The sequence below is a fragment of the Streptomyces sp. NPDC085866 genome, from assembly GCF_044541035.1.
In the GTDB taxonomy this organism is placed as follows: domain Bacteria; phylum Actinomycetota; class Actinomycetes; order Streptomycetales; family Streptomycetaceae; genus Streptomyces.
Genome location: NZ_JBITSQ010000003.1, coordinates 339,611 through 354,465 on the forward strand (window position 1 = coordinate 339,611; position 14,855 = coordinate 354,465).

General features: G+C 72.8%; 13 protein-coding genes and 1 riboswitch. Of the genes, 1 reads left to right on the plus strand and 12 read right to left on the minus strand.

The features are described 5' to 3' along the window. Positions 1-5: 5 nt before the first annotated feature. Both ACIF83_RS08280 and ACIF83_RS08285 read right to left on the minus strand, forming a co-directional pair. Positions 6-644, minus strand: coding sequence for an RNA polymerase sigma factor (locus ACIF83_RS08280; RefSeq protein WP_399724567.1), 639 nt, complete (start codon positions 642-644; stop codon positions 6-8). Next, positions 641-2,068, minus strand: a complete 1,428-nt coding sequence (locus ACIF83_RS08285) for a S8/S53 family peptidase (RefSeq protein WP_393470556.1) — start codon at positions 2,066-2,068, stop codon at positions 641-643. Before ACIF83_RS08285 ends, ACIF83_RS08280 begins: the two co-directional genes overlap by 4 nt. Before the next feature lie 137 nt (positions 2,069-2,205). Between ACIF83_RS08285 and ACIF83_RS08290 the strand changes: the two genes are divergently transcribed. Continuing rightward, complete coding sequence (locus ACIF83_RS08290; RefSeq protein ID WP_393470555.1) at positions 2,206-4,818, plus strand: CHAT domain-containing protein; 2,613 nt, start codon at positions 2,206-2,208, stop codon at positions 4,816-4,818. A 33-nt stretch (positions 4,819-4,851) separates the two neighbouring features. On the opposite strand, the gene ACIF83_RS08295 is transcribed toward ACIF83_RS08290, so the two are convergent. From ACIF83_RS08295 to ACIF83_RS08340, 10 genes are all read right to left on the minus strand, one after another. Beyond that, positions 4,852-6,636, minus strand: a complete 1,785-nt coding sequence (locus ACIF83_RS08295; protein ID WP_399724571.1) for a LuxR C-terminal-related transcriptional regulator — start codon at positions 6,634-6,636, stop codon at positions 4,852-4,854. Positions 6,637-7,090: 454 nt separating this feature from the next. Beyond that, complete coding sequence (locus tag ACIF83_RS08300; RefSeq protein WP_398137813.1) at positions 7,091-8,467, minus strand: NtaA/DmoA family FMN-dependent monooxygenase; 1,377 nt, start codon at positions 8,465-8,467, stop codon at positions 7,091-7,093. Between the two features lie 20 nt (positions 8,468-8,487). Next, on the minus strand, positions 8,488-9,753 hold the full coding sequence (locus tag ACIF83_RS08305) for an LLM class flavin-dependent oxidoreductase (protein ID WP_399724575.1): 1,266 nt from the start codon (positions 9,751-9,753) through the stop codon (positions 8,488-8,490). Positions 9,754-9,892: 139 nt separating this feature from the next. Further along, complete coding sequence (locus ACIF83_RS08310; protein ID WP_393470544.1) at positions 9,893-10,003, minus strand: putative leader peptide; 111 nt, start codon at positions 10,001-10,003, stop codon at positions 9,893-9,895. A 108-nt stretch (positions 10,004-10,111) separates the two neighbouring features. Next, a complete protein-coding gene (locus ACIF83_RS08315) occupies positions 10,112-11,131 on the minus strand; it encodes a transporter substrate-binding domain-containing protein (RefSeq protein ID WP_399724578.1) in 1,020 nt (339 codons plus the stop codon). Between the two features lie 55 nt (positions 11,132-11,186). Then, positions 11,187-11,978 carry an amino acid ABC transporter ATP-binding protein gene (locus ACIF83_RS08320; protein WP_398137811.1) on the minus strand — a complete coding sequence of 264 codons (792 nt, stop codon included), beginning with the start codon at positions 11,976-11,978 and terminating at the stop codon, positions 11,187-11,189. After that, positions 11,975-12,955 carry an amino acid ABC transporter permease gene (locus ACIF83_RS08325; protein ID WP_399724582.1) on the minus strand — a complete coding sequence of 327 codons (981 nt, stop codon included), beginning with the start codon at positions 12,953-12,955 and terminating at the stop codon, positions 11,975-11,977. Before ACIF83_RS08325 ends, ACIF83_RS08320 begins: the two co-directional genes overlap by 4 nt. Positions 12,956-13,157: 202 nt before the next feature. After that, complete coding sequence (locus ACIF83_RS08330; protein WP_398137809.1) at positions 13,158-13,310, minus strand: hypothetical protein; 153 nt, start codon at positions 13,308-13,310, stop codon at positions 13,158-13,160. A gap of 33 nt (positions 13,311-13,343) precedes the next feature. Next, positions 13,344-13,454, minus strand: a riboswitch (SAM riboswitch). 78 nt (positions 13,455-13,532) lie between these two features. Then, positions 13,533-14,420 (minus strand): glutathione S-transferase C-terminal domain-containing protein, encoded by an 888-nt coding sequence (locus tag ACIF83_RS08335; protein WP_399724585.1) that lies wholly within the window; start codon positions 14,418-14,420, stop codon positions 13,533-13,535. Between the two features lie 183 nt (positions 14,421-14,603). Then, positions 14,604-14,726 (minus strand): putative leader peptide, encoded by a 123-nt coding sequence (locus tag ACIF83_RS08340; protein WP_389184774.1) that lies wholly within the window; start codon positions 14,724-14,726, stop codon positions 14,604-14,606. Positions 14,727-14,855 lie beyond the last annotated feature (129 nt).

Here is a 14,855-nt window from a genome sequence, read left to right on the forward strand (position 1 = left end):
GCCGCTCACGCCGCCCCCCGTGCGTCCAACCGGGACCGCAACCGGCGCAGACAGCGCTGGCGCAGGGGCCCGATGCTGCCGACCGCGATACCGAGCGCGGACGACACCTCCAGATAGCTCGGCGGCGGCGAGGCCATCAGCACCCGCAGCAGCTGCCTGCACCGCTCGCCGAGCGCCTCGAACTCCTGCCACAGCCGGCGGATCCGCTCGGCCTGGTCCGCCTCTTCTTCGGCGTCGATCAGCGTCTGCTCCGGCGTCCGCTCCTCGCTCGCCCGGTCCAGCACCTGCGGATCGTCCGTCAGCGTCAGCCGCGCCAGTCCTTTGAGCACCTTCAGGCACTCGTGTCGGGCCGTGCTGGCCAGCCAGGAGCCCGCCTTGTCGGGCTCCCGGAGCCGGCCGAGGTGCTGGGCGAAACGGAACCACGTGGTCTGGTAGACCTCGTGCCCGTCCGCGTCCGAGAGCCGGTGCGCGCGCACCACCGACCACACCAGCGGACTCATCCCTTCCACCAGCGCCTTCCAGGCCGCGGCGTCGCCGTCGACGGCAGACCGGACCAGCGCCCCGACCTCTGTACGGTCCACGGCTCCACCCCTCGTGTACGGCACGTCATCGTACGCCGTGGAGCGGAGGGTTCCGGCCTTCATGCGGGTCGGGCCGGGATCGCGACCGGAACCGGGCGCCAGGTGGGCGGCCGGAGCGCCGGAACGTGCGCCCCGCGCACCTCGGCGGATTCCGTGAGGGAAGCGAGCAGTTGTGCGCGGGCTGCGCGCGGATCGCGCTCCTTGTGCGCCGTCATGTGGGCGGCGACGAGCGCGGCGACGGCCGGGGTGGCGAACGAGGTGCCGCTCCACTGCGCGAGACCGTCGAACATCACCTGGTCGGGCTTGGCCGCGCCGTTCTCGCCCGTCTCGCTCAACACGCCGGTGTGGCGCGGGTACTGGCAGGTGCAGGCGTAGGTGCAGCCGAACCGGCAGGCGTCGTAGGTGGAGTGCTGGTACACGTACGGCACCGGGACGTCGAAGCCGGTGAGGGCACTGGTCAGGCGCTCGCCCGGGGCGTAGACGTGCACCCAGGGGCCGTGGTTGCTGAAGCAGGCACCCGACTCGCCGTCCCCGCGCAGCGCGCCGACCGACAGCACGGTGTCCGCGTACTCCGGCAGGGCTCCATAGGCGGCGGGCCAGAACGGGGCGTCGCTGCCGTTGTTGCCCGCGGCGGCCACCAGCAGCGTGCGCTGCTCGCGGAGTTCACGCATGAACGCCTCGAGACCGATGAGGCTCTCACCCGACCCGGTGGTGGTGCCCGCGGAGAGGCTGATGATGTCGGGCCAGCCGCCCTCGTCGACGGCCTCGAACAGCTTCGCGCCGAACTCCGACTCCAGCATGGCGCCCACGTCGCTGAGGGTGCCCCGCACGGTGACGTCGGTGTTGGGTGCGACCGCCGCGACGATCCCGGCGATGAACGTGCCGTGGCCGACGTACTGCCGGAGCACTCCGTCGGGGCCGGTCTCGGTCACCTGCGGATCGCCGGTGGTGTGGGCGAGGAGCGGGTAGGACCGGTAGTCGTGCACCAGACCGGTGTCGATGACGAGGACGCCGACGGCGGTGTCCGGGTCGTGGAGGCCCTCCTGGGACGCCGGGTTGGGCGGCTCGCTGTGCGGCGCGGGCACGGGCTCGTCACCGGGGCAGGCGTTGACCGGGGCGATGTGGATCACGTGGTTGCGGCGGACCAGTCGGCGTCCCTGGCGCCCCTCGGCCTCCCTGAGGGCGCGCAGGGCGTGCGGGACGACGTCGTCGCCCTGGGCGGGGTCGCCGACCCGGATGCGGGTGACGCCGGTGCGGTTGGTGTCCGGGCCGGTCCGGCGCACATGGTCGGGGACCAGGCCCTGGGTGTCGGTGAAGTGGGTGCGCACGGTGTCCTCGACCAGGCGGGCCTCCTCGCCGTCGCGGGCGAGGACGACACCCTTCTCGTAGAGGAAGTGGGCGTCGTCGTCCGGGCCCATGGCCAGCGGAACGTCGGGCATCGAGCGCTGGATGTGGTGGAACTGCTCGTGGAATCGCTGTGGTGCCATGGTGTGTCCTCCCCCTGAGGCGGTGCTCCGACAGTCAGAGTCGCCCGTCGACCGATTGATACAGCCCGCAAGTACGCCCGGTACAGCCCGAGGAGACCACGGAGAACCCGTGTGACGGGTTTGCCCAGGCCACTACCATGCGAGGGGTGACAGCGGGAAGCGAGTCGGTTCTTCAGCTGCTGCCGATGGTGTTCGCCGACCCGGGCGAGGCCCGGGCACGCGCGGATCAGGTACTGCACACCGATCCGTCGCTGCTGCACGCCAGCGTCGCCCATCAGGTACTCGGCATCTGGCAGCGGGACTTCGGCGATCTGAAGATCGCCCTCCGGCATCTGCGCCGGGCCCGGCACCTCGCCGCGCGCGCCGAGTCGGCCGAGCGGGAGGCGGACGTACTCGCCACGCTGGGGGTCGCACTGGTGCACGCGGGGCGCACGCGACAGGGACTGGCGTCGTTCGAGCAGGGTGTCGCGCGGGGCAGCGGACACACCAGGGCACGGGTGTTGTACCGGCGGGCCTATGTGTGGTGGGTGCTGGGGCATCACCGGGAGTCTCTGGAGGACGTACGGCGGGCGCTTCCGGTGCTGCGGCACGCCGGCGACGGGATCTGGACCGCGCGGGCGCTGACCCTGCGGGCCACGGTGCATCTGGCGCAGGGCGCGGTGGACCGGGCGGTCGCGGACTTCACGGCCGCCGAGCGGCTGTGGGAGACCACAGGCCAGGAGCACGACAAGGCGGACGCCGTGGAGAGCCGGGGCCTCGCCGCGTTCCGGTCCGGGGACATCCCGGCGGCGCTGCGGCTGCTCGACGAGGCCGAGGAGCGGTACGGCAAGCTCGGCACGCCCACGTTCATGCTGTCCATCCGGCGCTGCGAAGTGCTGATGGCGGCGGGGCTCGCCCCGGAGGCGCTCGCGGAGGCGGACACGGCGATCGCGCTGCTGGACCGGATGGGCGGGCAGTCCACCCGCAAGGCCGAGCTGCTGCTGGCGGCCGCGCGCGCCGCCCGCTCGGCCGGGGACCCGGACACCGCCATCGCCCGCGCCGCCCATGCCGTACGGCTGTTCGCGGGGCAGCGCCGGACCTGGTGGGAGACGCATGCCCGGCTGGTGCTCATCGAGGCGCGGGCTGCGGCCGGGCGCGGCTCGGGGCGACTGGTCGCGGACGCGGCGGCGGTCGCCGAACGGCTGGCCTCCTTCGGCTCGCCCGCGGCACCCGAGGCCTCGCTGCTCGCCGGCCGGATGGCGCTCGCGCTCGGCCGGACGGGCGAGGCGGAGCAGCACCTGGCGGTCGCCGCCCGCAGCCGGCACGCCGGTCCCCCGCCGGCCCGTGTGACGGGCTGGGCCGCGCAGGCGCTGCGGGCCCGGGCGGCCGGTTCCGGGCGCGGTGTGCTGGAGGCCTGCCGACGCGGCCTGGACGTCCTCGACGACCACCGGATGACGCTCGGCGCCTCCGAGCTGCGGGCCCGCGCCACCGCACAGGGCGCCGAACTGGCCGCGCTCGCCCAGGAGGCGAGCCTCGTGAACGGCGGTCCGCGGCGGCTGCTGGAGTGGAGCGAGCGCTGGCGGGCGACCGTGCTCTCCGCGCCGCCCGCCCGACCGCCCGCCGACCCGGCGCTGCTCGGCAGCCTCACCGCCTACCGGGAGATCGCGGCCCGCGCGGAGGAGGCGCGCCGGGAGGGCCGCCCGGTCCCGGCCCTGGAGCGCGAACAGCGGCGCCTGGAGCGGGAGATCCGCTCCCGGACCCACCACATGCGCGGCGACGGACCCGGCGAGGGCGACCGCTTCGACGCGGGCCGCCTGCTGGACCGGCTGGGCGAGGCGCGGCTGGTCGAACTCGCCGTCGTGGACGGTCAGGTGCACATCCTGCTGTGCGGGCAGGGCCGGGTACGACGGTTCCCGGGCGGCCGGCTCGCGGAGGCGGTGGCCGAGGCCGAGCATGTGCAGGCCGGGCTGCGCCGCCTCGCGCACCCCGGAGGAGAGGCACGGCTGCCGCTGGTGGAGGCGGCGGGCGGGCGTCTGCAGGAGCTGCTGCTGGGCGGTGCCGTACCGCACCTCGGGTCCGGGCCGGTGGTGATCGTGCCGCCCGGGGCGCTGCACCGGGTGCCGTGGGCGCTGCTGCCCGCGCTGCGCGAGCGAGTGCTCAGCGTGTCGCCGTCGGCGGGCAGCTGGCTGCGGGCCCGGGAGACCGAGCCGCCGCCCGGCGGCCGGCACGTCCTGGTGCGCGGCCCCGGCCTCGCCACGGGCGGCGCGGAGGTGCCCGAACTGGCCGACCGGTACGGCACGGCGACCGTCCTGGAGGGCGAGGCGGCGCAGGTTCCCCAGGTGCTGGAGGATCTCGACGGCGCGGCCCTCGCACATCTGGCCGCGCACGGCACGTTCCGCGCCGACAGCCCCCTGTTCTCGGCCCTCCGGATGGCCGACGGCCCGCTGATCGTGCACGACTTCGAGCGCCTCGCCCGCAGCCCGTACCGGATCATCCTCTCCAGCTGCGACACCGCCCGCCTCGCCTCGGTCGGCGCCGACGAACTCCTGGGCCTGGTCACCGCGTTGCTCCCGCTGGGCACGGCCGGAGTCGTGGCGAGCAGCGCGCCCGTCAACGACGCCGCGGTGGTCCCCCTGATGCTCGCCCTCCACAAGGGCCTCGACGCGGGCCTGAGCCTGGCCGAGGCCCTGCGCGACGCCCGCGCCGCCCAGCCCGGCGACCCGGTCCACCAGGCGACGGGGTGGGCGTTCGCGGCGTTCGGGGCGGCGTGAGGAGAGCCCCTCGGCGCTGAGCGGTGAGACTGCTCAGGCGGGTTCCGCCTCCGGCAGGTCCGTGAGCCACGGCAGGGCCCCACGGTCGCTGGCGCCGAGCCTGGCGTACGCGCTGTACAGATGGTTCCCGACGGTCCGGACGGACAGCGTCAGCTTCTCGGCGATCTGCCGGTTGCTCAGTCCGGCCGCCGCCAGGGTGACGATCTGCCGTTGCCTTACGGTGAGTTCGCCGAGCGCGAGTCCGGACAGCGCCGGGGTGCGGGCACCCTGGCAGCGGCGGGCCAGCGCGACCGCGCGGGTCCGGGAGAGACGGGCGGCGCGCGGGTCGTGGTGGGCACGTACCGCCTGGGCGTGCGCCTCGGCCGCGAACAGCAGGAAGCCGCGCCCCTCGAGCGCCTCGGCGACCCGGTCCAGCGCGGGCCCGTCCCCCCGGGCGAGCGCTTCCGCGTGTCGGGCGAACACCCCGTCGTCCGGCAGCCGCCCGGCGACCCGCTCGGGGGCGCCGAGGCGTACGGCGTCGTAGCGGGCGAACACATCGTCCCCGGCGGTTTCGGCCAGGGCGGTCTCGAGGTCACCGCGGGCCGCCGCCGCCCACGCTCCCGCTCCTGTCATATCCCCCAACTGCCCCGCGATTAAGTCGAGTTCCGTGACGCAGTCGGCGTCGTCCGGGGCCGCCCGCAGCCCCTCCCGCGCCCATGCCGCGGCCTCCCGCAGTTCACCGCGCAGCCGGGCGTACCGGGCCCGTACGACCGCGTACCCGGCGGGGACGGGCAGTCCCTCGGACAGCAGCCAGTCCCCCACCGGAGTCGGCACGGCCCGCACGTCCTGCTGCTCCAACCCGCGCTCCAGTGAAGCCTGTTCGGCTCTCAGTGCCGGGCCGCACCGGTCCGGTGTGCGGGCGAGCCGCCGGGCCCGCAGCCGGCCGGCGGTGGCGCGCAGGGCCGGTCCGTGCAGGGGGTGGGCAAGGGTGACGGAGCCGTCGTCGCCCACGTCGATCAGGCCGTTCGCCTCCAGTCGTTCGAGGACGTCCACGTCGAGCTCGTCCAGGGTGATCGGCATGGGTTCGGCGAAGGCGAGCCGGTCGAGTGTCTCGCGCTCGTCGGTGTCGGGCCGCTCCAGGGCGGGGGCGAGGCGGTCGCGGACGCTCGCGGTGACCGGGACCGGTCCGCGCCACGCCCACTCGTCGCTGCCCGGGATCCGGGCCAGCCCGCCGGACTGGCGCAGCGCGCCCAGCAGGTCGCGCAGCAGCCGTAGATCGCCCCGGCACATGCGGTGCAGCCGCCCCACGGTGAGCGGTTCCAGACCGGCAGGGGCGAGCAGTTGAGCGGTGTCCTCGCGGGACAGCGGCTCCAGCGTCAGGCGGGCCAGCAGCTCCCCCGTCCACAGCCGGGACACCGCGCCGGGCGTCGGCACGTCGTCCGTGGCGGTCACGGCCAGGCGGGTGCGTCCGTGCGCGGCGAGCTGGTGCAGGAGCGCGGCGGAAGCCTCGTCGAGCAGCTGGGCGTCGTCGACGACGAGGAGCCGTACGCCGGACAGGAGGTGCACCGCGCGGTGCAGCGAGACGGTGTCGGGCAGCAGGTGCGCGAAGGCGGCGAAGCGCAGTCCCCGGGTCTCGGGCGTCCCGGTCACCCGAGCACAGTCCGTGCCCCGGACCGCCTCCGTGATCAGCCGGGTCTTGCCGCTGCCCACCGGTCCGGTCACCACGATGCCGGGTCGTCCGGCCGCCAACGACCTGCGCACCAGCTCCAGTTCGTCCTCGCGGCCGGTGAAGGGCCAGGGCAGTTCGAGCGTCTTCGCGTCCTGCTCGTAAGTCGTCACGCAAACTGGAGCGCGACTACTCAGGTTTGATACAGGGCGACTTGAGTAGCCCCCGACTCAGGCGTCCGGCGCCCGGGGACGGCAGTCTGTCAGTCCAGGCCACAGTCCGGCACCGGGGGAGCGGGTCGAGGGACGTCGCCTTCGGGGGAGGGAGACGTCCCTCGACCACGCCGATACGCCGTTCGCCTCTCCGGCGAACGGCGTCTACGGCTGCGCGGGAACCGTGATGTCAGTGGTGGCCGACAGGTTCCTGGCACGAGTTCAGGACTGAGCGTGCATCTGCCGGACGTCGCCGCGACGCGGGCCCGCGCAGTTCGAGGCCACCGGGGCGGCCGGCCACGCTCCCCCGCTCGAACCCGAGGCCGTCGACGCCGTCACGCGGTACCTGGGCTGCATGCGGCGCACGGAGTCCCCGTCCGGGTTCGGTGTCATCGGGTTCTGCTCCTGACCGGCCTCACGAAGCCACCCGCTCGGCCGGGGAGCCGGCGTCGGGGTGGGCGAGGCCGAGGTGGTCGCGCAAAGTGGTGCCCTCGTACTCGGTGCGGAAGACACCCTGCTCCTGGAGCAGCGGTACGACCTTGTCGGCGAAGACGTCGAGGCCGCCGGGGGTGATGTGCGGGACGAGGATGAAGCCGTCGGAGGCGTCGGCCTGCACGAAGTCGTTGATCGTCCGGGCGACGGTGGCCGGGGCGCCGACGAAGGTCTGCCGGTTGCCGGTGTTGATGACCAGGTCGCGGATGGACCAGCCGTTGGCGGCGGCCAGCTCCCGCCACTCACGGGCGATGGCGATCGGATCGCGGTACATCCGCACCTGGGCGCGCCCGCGGGAGATGTGCTCCTCGCCGACCAGCGGGTCGACGTCGGGCAGCGGGCCCTCCGGGTCGTAGGCCGAGAGGTCCCGGTTCCAGACGAACTCCAGATGCTTGATGGCGGTGGCGCCGCTGACCTGCTGCCGGCGCACCTCGCGCGCGAGTTCGGCGGCCTCCTCGTCGGTGTCGCCGAGGACGAAGGTCGCGGCGGGCAGGATGAGCAGCTGGTCGGGTCGGCGGCCGTACTTGGCGAGGCGTCCCTTGACGTCCGTGTAGAAGGCCTGGCCCTCCTTCAGGGTGGAGTACCGGCTGAAGATCGCGTCCGCGCTCGAGGCGGCGAACTCGCGGCCCTCGTCGGAGTCGCCGGCCTGGAAGATCACCGGACGGCCCTGCGGGGAGCGGGGGACGTTGAAGCGGCCGTGGATGTCGAAGTGCTGCCCCTGGTGCACGAAGGCGCCGGCCTTGGCGTCGCTGAGGAAGGTGCCGGTGGCCTGGTCCGCGAGGATCTCGTCGCCGTGCCAGGAGTCGAAGAGTTCGTTGGCGGTGGCGAGGAACTCCTTGGCACGGGAGTAGCGCTCCTCCTGCGGGAGGAAGCCGCCGCGGCGGAAGTTCTCCCCGGTGAAGGCGTCCCAGGAGGTGACCACGTTCCAGGCGGAGCGCCCGCCGGAGAGGTGGTCGAGGCTGGCGAACTGGCGGGCCACCTCGTAGGGCTCGTTGAAGGTGGAGTTGATGGTGCCGGTGAGGCCGAGCCGGTCGGTGACGGCGGCCAGCGCGGCCAGCACGGTGAAGGTGTCGGGGCGGCCGACGACGTCCAGGTCGTAGATCTTCCCGCCCTGTTCGCGCAGCCTCAGCCCCTCGGCGAGGAACAGGAAGTCGAACTTGGCGCGTTCGGCGGTGCGGGCGAAGTGGGCGAAGGAGCTGAACTCGATGTGACTGCCGGCGGCCGGGTCGCTCCACACGGTGGTGTTGTTGACGCCGGGGAAGTGGGCGGCCAGGTGGATCTGCTTCAGCGGCTTGCTCATGGTGGTGGCGTTCCTCCGGCTCAGGCGACAGCGGTGGGGGTCCCCCCGGGCTCGAGCGAAGCCGAGAGCCTGGGGGAGTAGCGGTTGGCGGGGCGGGCGAGCCCGAGCAGGCCGCGCAGGGTGCCGGCCTCGTAGGCGTGCCGGAACAGGCCCCGGCGCTGCAGTTCGGGCACGAGTCCCCGGGTGATCCGGGGCAGGTCGTGGCCGAGTACGGCGGGCCGCAGCCGGAATCCGGTCAGGCCGCACTCCCCCAACTGCTCCAGCAGGTCGGCGAGTTGCACGGGAGTGCCGGCGAAGATCCGGGCGTCACTGGTGTACGGCTCCCCCGCGAGGGTGTCGAGGCGCTCGCGGCGGGCCGCGGCCGCGGCCGGGTCGTCGTCGAGGAGGACGACGAGGTCGCCGAAGATGTGCAGGGTCTGGTCGGCGCGGCCCGCCGTGGCCTGCTCGGCGCGTATCTCGGCGACGATCGCGCGGGCCTGGTCGGGGTCGTGCGGGGTGACATAGCCGATGTCGGCCTGCCGGGAGACGAGCCGGTAGGGGATCGTGTCGTGGGCCAGGGCGGTGACGACGGGTTGCCCCTGGGGCGGGCGGGGCGTGATGGAGGGGCCCTTGACGCTGAAGTGGCGGCCCTCGAAGTCGATGTAGTGCAGCTTGTCCCGGTCGACGAAGCGGCCCGTGGCCGCGTCCCGGATCTCCGCGTCGTCCTCCCAGCTGTCCCAGAGCCGGCGTACGGCCTCCACGTGGTCGGCGGCCTCGTCGAACAGCCCGGTGACCAGCTCCTGGGCGGACGGGCTGTCGTAGGCGTCGATCAGCGGGATCGTGCGGCGGCCGAAGTGGGCGGCTTCGTTCGGCCGGGCGGTGATCTGCACACGCAGTCCGGCGCGGCCGCTGCTCACGTAGTCGAGGGTGGCGATCGCCTTGGAGATGTGGAACGGCTCCGTGTGGGTGGCCACCACCGTCGGCACCACGCCTATGTGCCGGGTCAGCGGCGCGACCCGGGAGGCGATCAGCACGGCGTCCAGACGGCCGCGTACCTGGTCGGTGCGCTCGTCCGGTTCGAGGAAGCCGGAGGACTGCGGGCCCAGGCCGTCCTCGATGGTCACGAAGTCGAGCAGGCCGCGCTCGGCCTCGGCGACCAGGTCGGCCCAGTAACCGGCGGTGAACAGGTCCCGGGGCCGGGCCACCGGCTCGCGCCAGGAGGCCGGATGCCAGCCGGTGCCGTCCAGGGCGACGGCGAGGTGCAGGGAAGAGGAAGGGGAAGGGGAAGGGGAAGGAGTTGAGGACACGTGGGTGCCTTCCTGGATGTCCGTACCGGATGTGCGTACGAGAACACCGGCTCGCGGCAGCGGGGCGTCGGCGGCGGGCGAGCGCGGCAGGGTGAAATCCGGGCGTGGGTCCGACGGGACCCCTGAAGCCGGGGAGAAGTCAGCGGCGACAGAGTGCGCCGGCCACGCGCTGGAGGTCTATGTGCGGCCGGGAGTGCAGGCGGACGGAGCGGTACGGCTGCGGGTCGCGCGGCAGCGGTACACGGGTCACGGCCCACACCTCCGTCCGTCGGGTACGGCGGGCCGGTTCGGCGTCCGCCTGGCGGATCTCGTCATGACTGGGAACGCCCGGGTGGCGCGGGATGTTCCCGGCGACCGGTCAGGAGTTGTCCAGCGGCAGCCCCGGCGGGTTGACCTCCGCCTTGTCCACGGCCTCGTTCGAGAGGTTGTACGCGGCCAGCCACTTGCCGTACTGCCCGTTCTTGATCAGGTAGTTGATGGCGTCGGCGATCGGCCCGGCCAGCCCGCTGCCCCTCTTCGTGGTCGCGGCGATCAGACCCTGCAGACTGGCGCCGGCACCGGAGTAGGTGCCCGCGCTGCGGGTCGGGTCGGGCGACTTGGCGGTCTGGGTGATGTGGTACGCGATTCCGGGGTTGGCGGAGAAGTAGGCGTCGATCTTGCCGCCGGTCAGCGCCAGATAGGTGGCGTTCTTGCCGGCGTAGTGCTTGACCGTGAGGTTCTTGCCCTCCTTCTTCAGCTTCGCCTGGAACTCCAGGAGGATCTTCTCCTGGTTGGTTCCGTTGTCGACGGCGACCGTCTTCCCGGCGAGGTTCTCGTAGTCGCCGTCGAAGTTCCAGGTGTTCTTCTTCAGCACCTCGAAGCCCACGTTGTCCTTGCGGTAGGAGGCGAAGTCGTACTTCTTCTTGCGTTCCTCGGTGTCGGTGATGTTGGCGAAGCCGACGTCGGCCTTGCCGCTGTCGATGCCGACGAACATGTTCTCCCAGGTGGCGTTGGACAGTTGGGGCTTCAGCCCGAGGACGGCCGCGACCAGACGGCCGAAGTCGGGCTCGGCGCCGGTGAGCGTCTTCTGGTCGCTGCCGACATAGGCGAGCGGCGGGAAGCCGTCGGGCAGAGCCCCCACGGCGATCTTCAGGGTGCCGCTCCTACGGACGGAGGCGGGCAGTTCGGTGCTGATGGACTTCACCTCGGAGACCTTCAGCTCGGTCTGCGTCGCCGCGCCGTTGGACACCCGGCCCACGGTCACCCTGCCGGCGGCGTCGGTCGTGGTGGCGGCCTCGCTGTCGCCCCCGCAGGCGGCGAGCCCGCCGGCGAGAGCGGCGACGGCGGTCGCCGCGGTGAGGCCGCGCGTCAGGGTGCGTCGGGAGAACTGGGTGGGCATGGCTGTCCTTGTCGTTCGGTGATGAGGGGTGCAACAGGGGTGAGGTGGGGGGAGGTCAGAGGACCTTGCTCAGGAAGTCCCGGGTCCGCTCGTGCCGTGGGTGGTCGAGCACTTCGGCCGGCGGACCCTGTTCGACGATCCGTCCGCCGTCGATGAAGACGATCCGGTCGGCGACCTCGCGGGCGAAGCCGATCTCGTGGGTGACGATGACGAGGGTGGTGCCGCTGGTCGCCAGGTCCTTGATCACGGAGAGGACCTCGCCGACGAGTTCGGGGTCGAGCGCCGAGGTCGGCTCGTCGAAGAGGATGATGCCGGGCCGCAGAGCGAGGGCGCGGGCGATGGCGACGCGCTGCTGCTGGCCGCCGGACAGCTGTCGCGGATAGGCGCCGGTGCGGTCGGCGAGGCCGACCCGGGTGAGCAGTTCGCGCGCCAGTTCCTGTGCCTCGGGCCTGGTCAGCTTGCCGGTGGCGACGGGGGCGGCGGCGACGTTGTCGAGGACGGTCAGGTGCGGGAAGAGGTTGAAGTTCTGGAAGACGAAGCCGATCCGGCTGCGCTGGGCCAGGATCGCGCGCTCGCTCAGTTCCCTCAGCCGGCCCCCGCTGCCGCGCCTGACGCCGATCAGCTCGCCGCCGACGCTGACGTGCCCGATCTCGGGCTTCTCCAGGTGGTTGACGACCCTCAGCAGCGTGGACTTGCCGGAGCCGGAGGGGCCGAGGACGACGGTGACCTCGCCGGGGCGCACGGTCAGGTCGATGCCGTCGAGGACTCGGTGGGCGCCGTACCACTTGTGGACGTCGTGGATCTCCAGCGCGGCCGGGGCCGCCTCCGGAGTCTGGGTGGTGGTCATACGGCGGCCTCCCGGCGCAGCCGGGCCCTCAGGTCTCCGAGGCCGGCGCGCGCCTTCTGCAACGGGGTCGGCGGCAGGCCGCGGGTGGCGCCGCGGGCGAAGTACCGCTCGACGTAGAACTGGACGACGGACACGACGCTGGTCAGGACCAGGTACCAGACGGTGGCGACGAGCAGCAGGGGCACGATGTCGCCGGGGTAGGTGCTGCCCATGGTCTGCACCGAGCCGAACAGGTCGAGCAGGGAGACGTAGAACACCAGGGACGTGCTCTTGATCAGACCGATGAGCTGGTTGACGTAGTTCGGGGTGATGGACCTCAGGGCCTGCGGGAAGACGATGCGGGTGAACTGGTAGCCCTTCGGCAGTCCGAGCGCGGCCGCCGCCTCGTGCTGGCCCTGGTCCACGGAGAGGATGCCGCCGCGTACGACCTCGGCCGCGTACGCCGCCTCGTTGAGGCTCAGGCCTACGACGGCGACCGTCAGGTCGGTGGCCAGCCTGGACTCGTCGAAGGTGAAGAAGGCCGGCCCGAAGGGGATGCCGAGGCTCAACGTCTTGTACAGGGCGCTGAAGTTGTAGAGGAAGATCAGGACGACGATCAGCGGTACGGAGCGGAACAGCCAGGTGTAGGTCCAGCTCACCGCCCGCAGCACCGGGCTGCCGGAGAGCCGGCCGAGGGCCAGCACGATGCCGCCGAGCAGGCCGAACACGGCGCTGAGCGCGGCGACTTCGAGGGTGATGCCGAGCCCGTCGAGGATGGCGGGGCGCAGGAACCAGTAGCGGAAGCGGTCCCACTGGTAGAAGGGGTTCGTGGCCAGTCCGTGCACGATCTGCGCGACGAGCACGAGGACGACGGCGGTGACGATCCACCGGCCGGGGCGACGCAGCGGCTGAACTCGCTGTGCTGTGAGGACTTTTGATGGTGTGTCGGCCGTCCGTTGCGCGGCGAGGGACACGGTGGCGCCTGGGGGTTCACTCATGGCGGGCTCCGGCGGAGTCGGACACCCCGGGATCGCGGCGGGTCGGGCATGGGCTACGACGGCGCTACGGCACGAGGTGGCACACGGGAACGCACGGGAACCGGGGGCTGGGCGGACGACGGCACACCGCACCAAGGGTGTGCGTCAGGAACGCGGGGGCTGGGAAGCGCTGAGCCGGGAAGTGCGGGGCTGGGAAGTGAGGTCAGCCCCGGCAGCGGGCACGGCTGCCCGACGCGGTACACAGTGCGCTGTTCACGCGGAGCAGATCGACGGCGCGGTCGGCGACGAGAAGCCCGGCGTACGGCGGTACGCAGCTCTGGGGGCGGCTCGCGGCCGTCCGGAGAGCTGCGTACATGGCGTCACCTGTCACTGTTCCGGCCCCGCGGGGCCCTCGCGCTTACCGAAGTCGTCGTCCGGTCCGGTCGTCACCTGGGGCACCCCACCGCGATGCGAGGGTTGCCGGTCAGCCAGCCAGGGCTTGGCGCTGACGCTCATGACCGTTCTGTGCGGCAAGTAAAGGCATTCGGCCGTTCACATGTCAACGGCTGTCCGAGGGATGGACCCACCCGACCCGGTCTCACCTGCTGGAAGTACCCGAGGCGTCCGCGGCGTGCCCTGTCCAGTCCAGGATCTGGACGGCGGCTCCCGCGGCCTCCAGGCCCCGGCAGTGCCCGTGGTGGCGACGGGCGATGCCGTCGAGGTCCAGGTGGACACCGAAGGCGGGGTGGGCAGCCAGGCGGCGGGCGTGGCCCCACAGCGCCGGGTGGCCGGCGATGCGGTGCACGGCGGAGACGTCGAGGTGGCAGCGGTGCACGGTGTCCAGCTGCACCAGCGTCACCCACAACTCGACGTCGGCTGCGGTGAGTCGGCCGTCGACGAGGTACTCCTCGCCCTCCAGGTACCGCTCGATCCGGCCCAGCGTGTCCAGCAGCAGATCGAGCGCGGCGGCCCGCTCGGCGGGGTCGGCGTCGGCCCGTCCGGCGCGCTGCGCGGCCTCCTCGATCCCCTCGGCGCAGAGCCGTTCGACGGCTTCGATCTGACTCTCCGTGCCGCGCGGGTACAGGGAGGGGCGCTCGTCCCGGGGGAAGCGGTCCAGGTCGCGCAGGATGTCGGCGGTGTGGGTGCTGACGATGCGTCCGGACCAGTCGTCGCTCAGCACCGGCTCGAGCGCGGGTCCGGTGTAGTGGTGGGCGCTCGCCTCGTACAGCGGGCGCAGGGCGGAGTGGCCGCCGCCGGGACGGTCGGGGACGGCGGGCAGGAAGGCGACCGGACAGCTGTCGTCGAGGCCGAGGAGGCTGTGGCCGATGGCGAGGCGCAGTCCATCGGGACAGGCGGTGGACAGATGGAGCCGGTAGCGGTGGGGCACGGCGTAGTGCCCGCTGCGCGCGTCCCGGCCGATCCGGCCCCGGAAGGCGGAGGCGGCGCGGTGGGCGGTCGGGACGGCGGCGAGCGGAGTGATGGACATGCGTCTCCCCTGAAGCGGGCGCGCGGACGTACGCGCGGCGGAAGCGTCGTCGGTCAGTGGGTTCGGAGGGGTGGGTGCCGGACCCGGTTCGGTGCAACGGCAGGCCCGCTGAGCCGTGAAGGCCCGCCTCGGCCCCGAAGGCTCGCCCCGGAGACTCGACTCCGGAGGCCCAGCCCCGGAGGCTCAGCCCCGGAGGCTGATCGCGCTGCAGACGCGCAGCAGGTCGATGTGCAGGCGGGAGGTGAGGAGGGGTGCGTACAACGGCGTACGGCCCGCTCGGCCGACCACCGTCCGGAGGCGCACCATGTTTCCCTACCTGTTCACTAGGATTCCCTCCCCTGGAGTGTCGATCCACCGTCGTACGACGTCAAGGGGGCGTCCACGCCTGGGACTCCGGGCGGGTGACGCGGACGGCGGGGGGACTCCTGAGGAAGG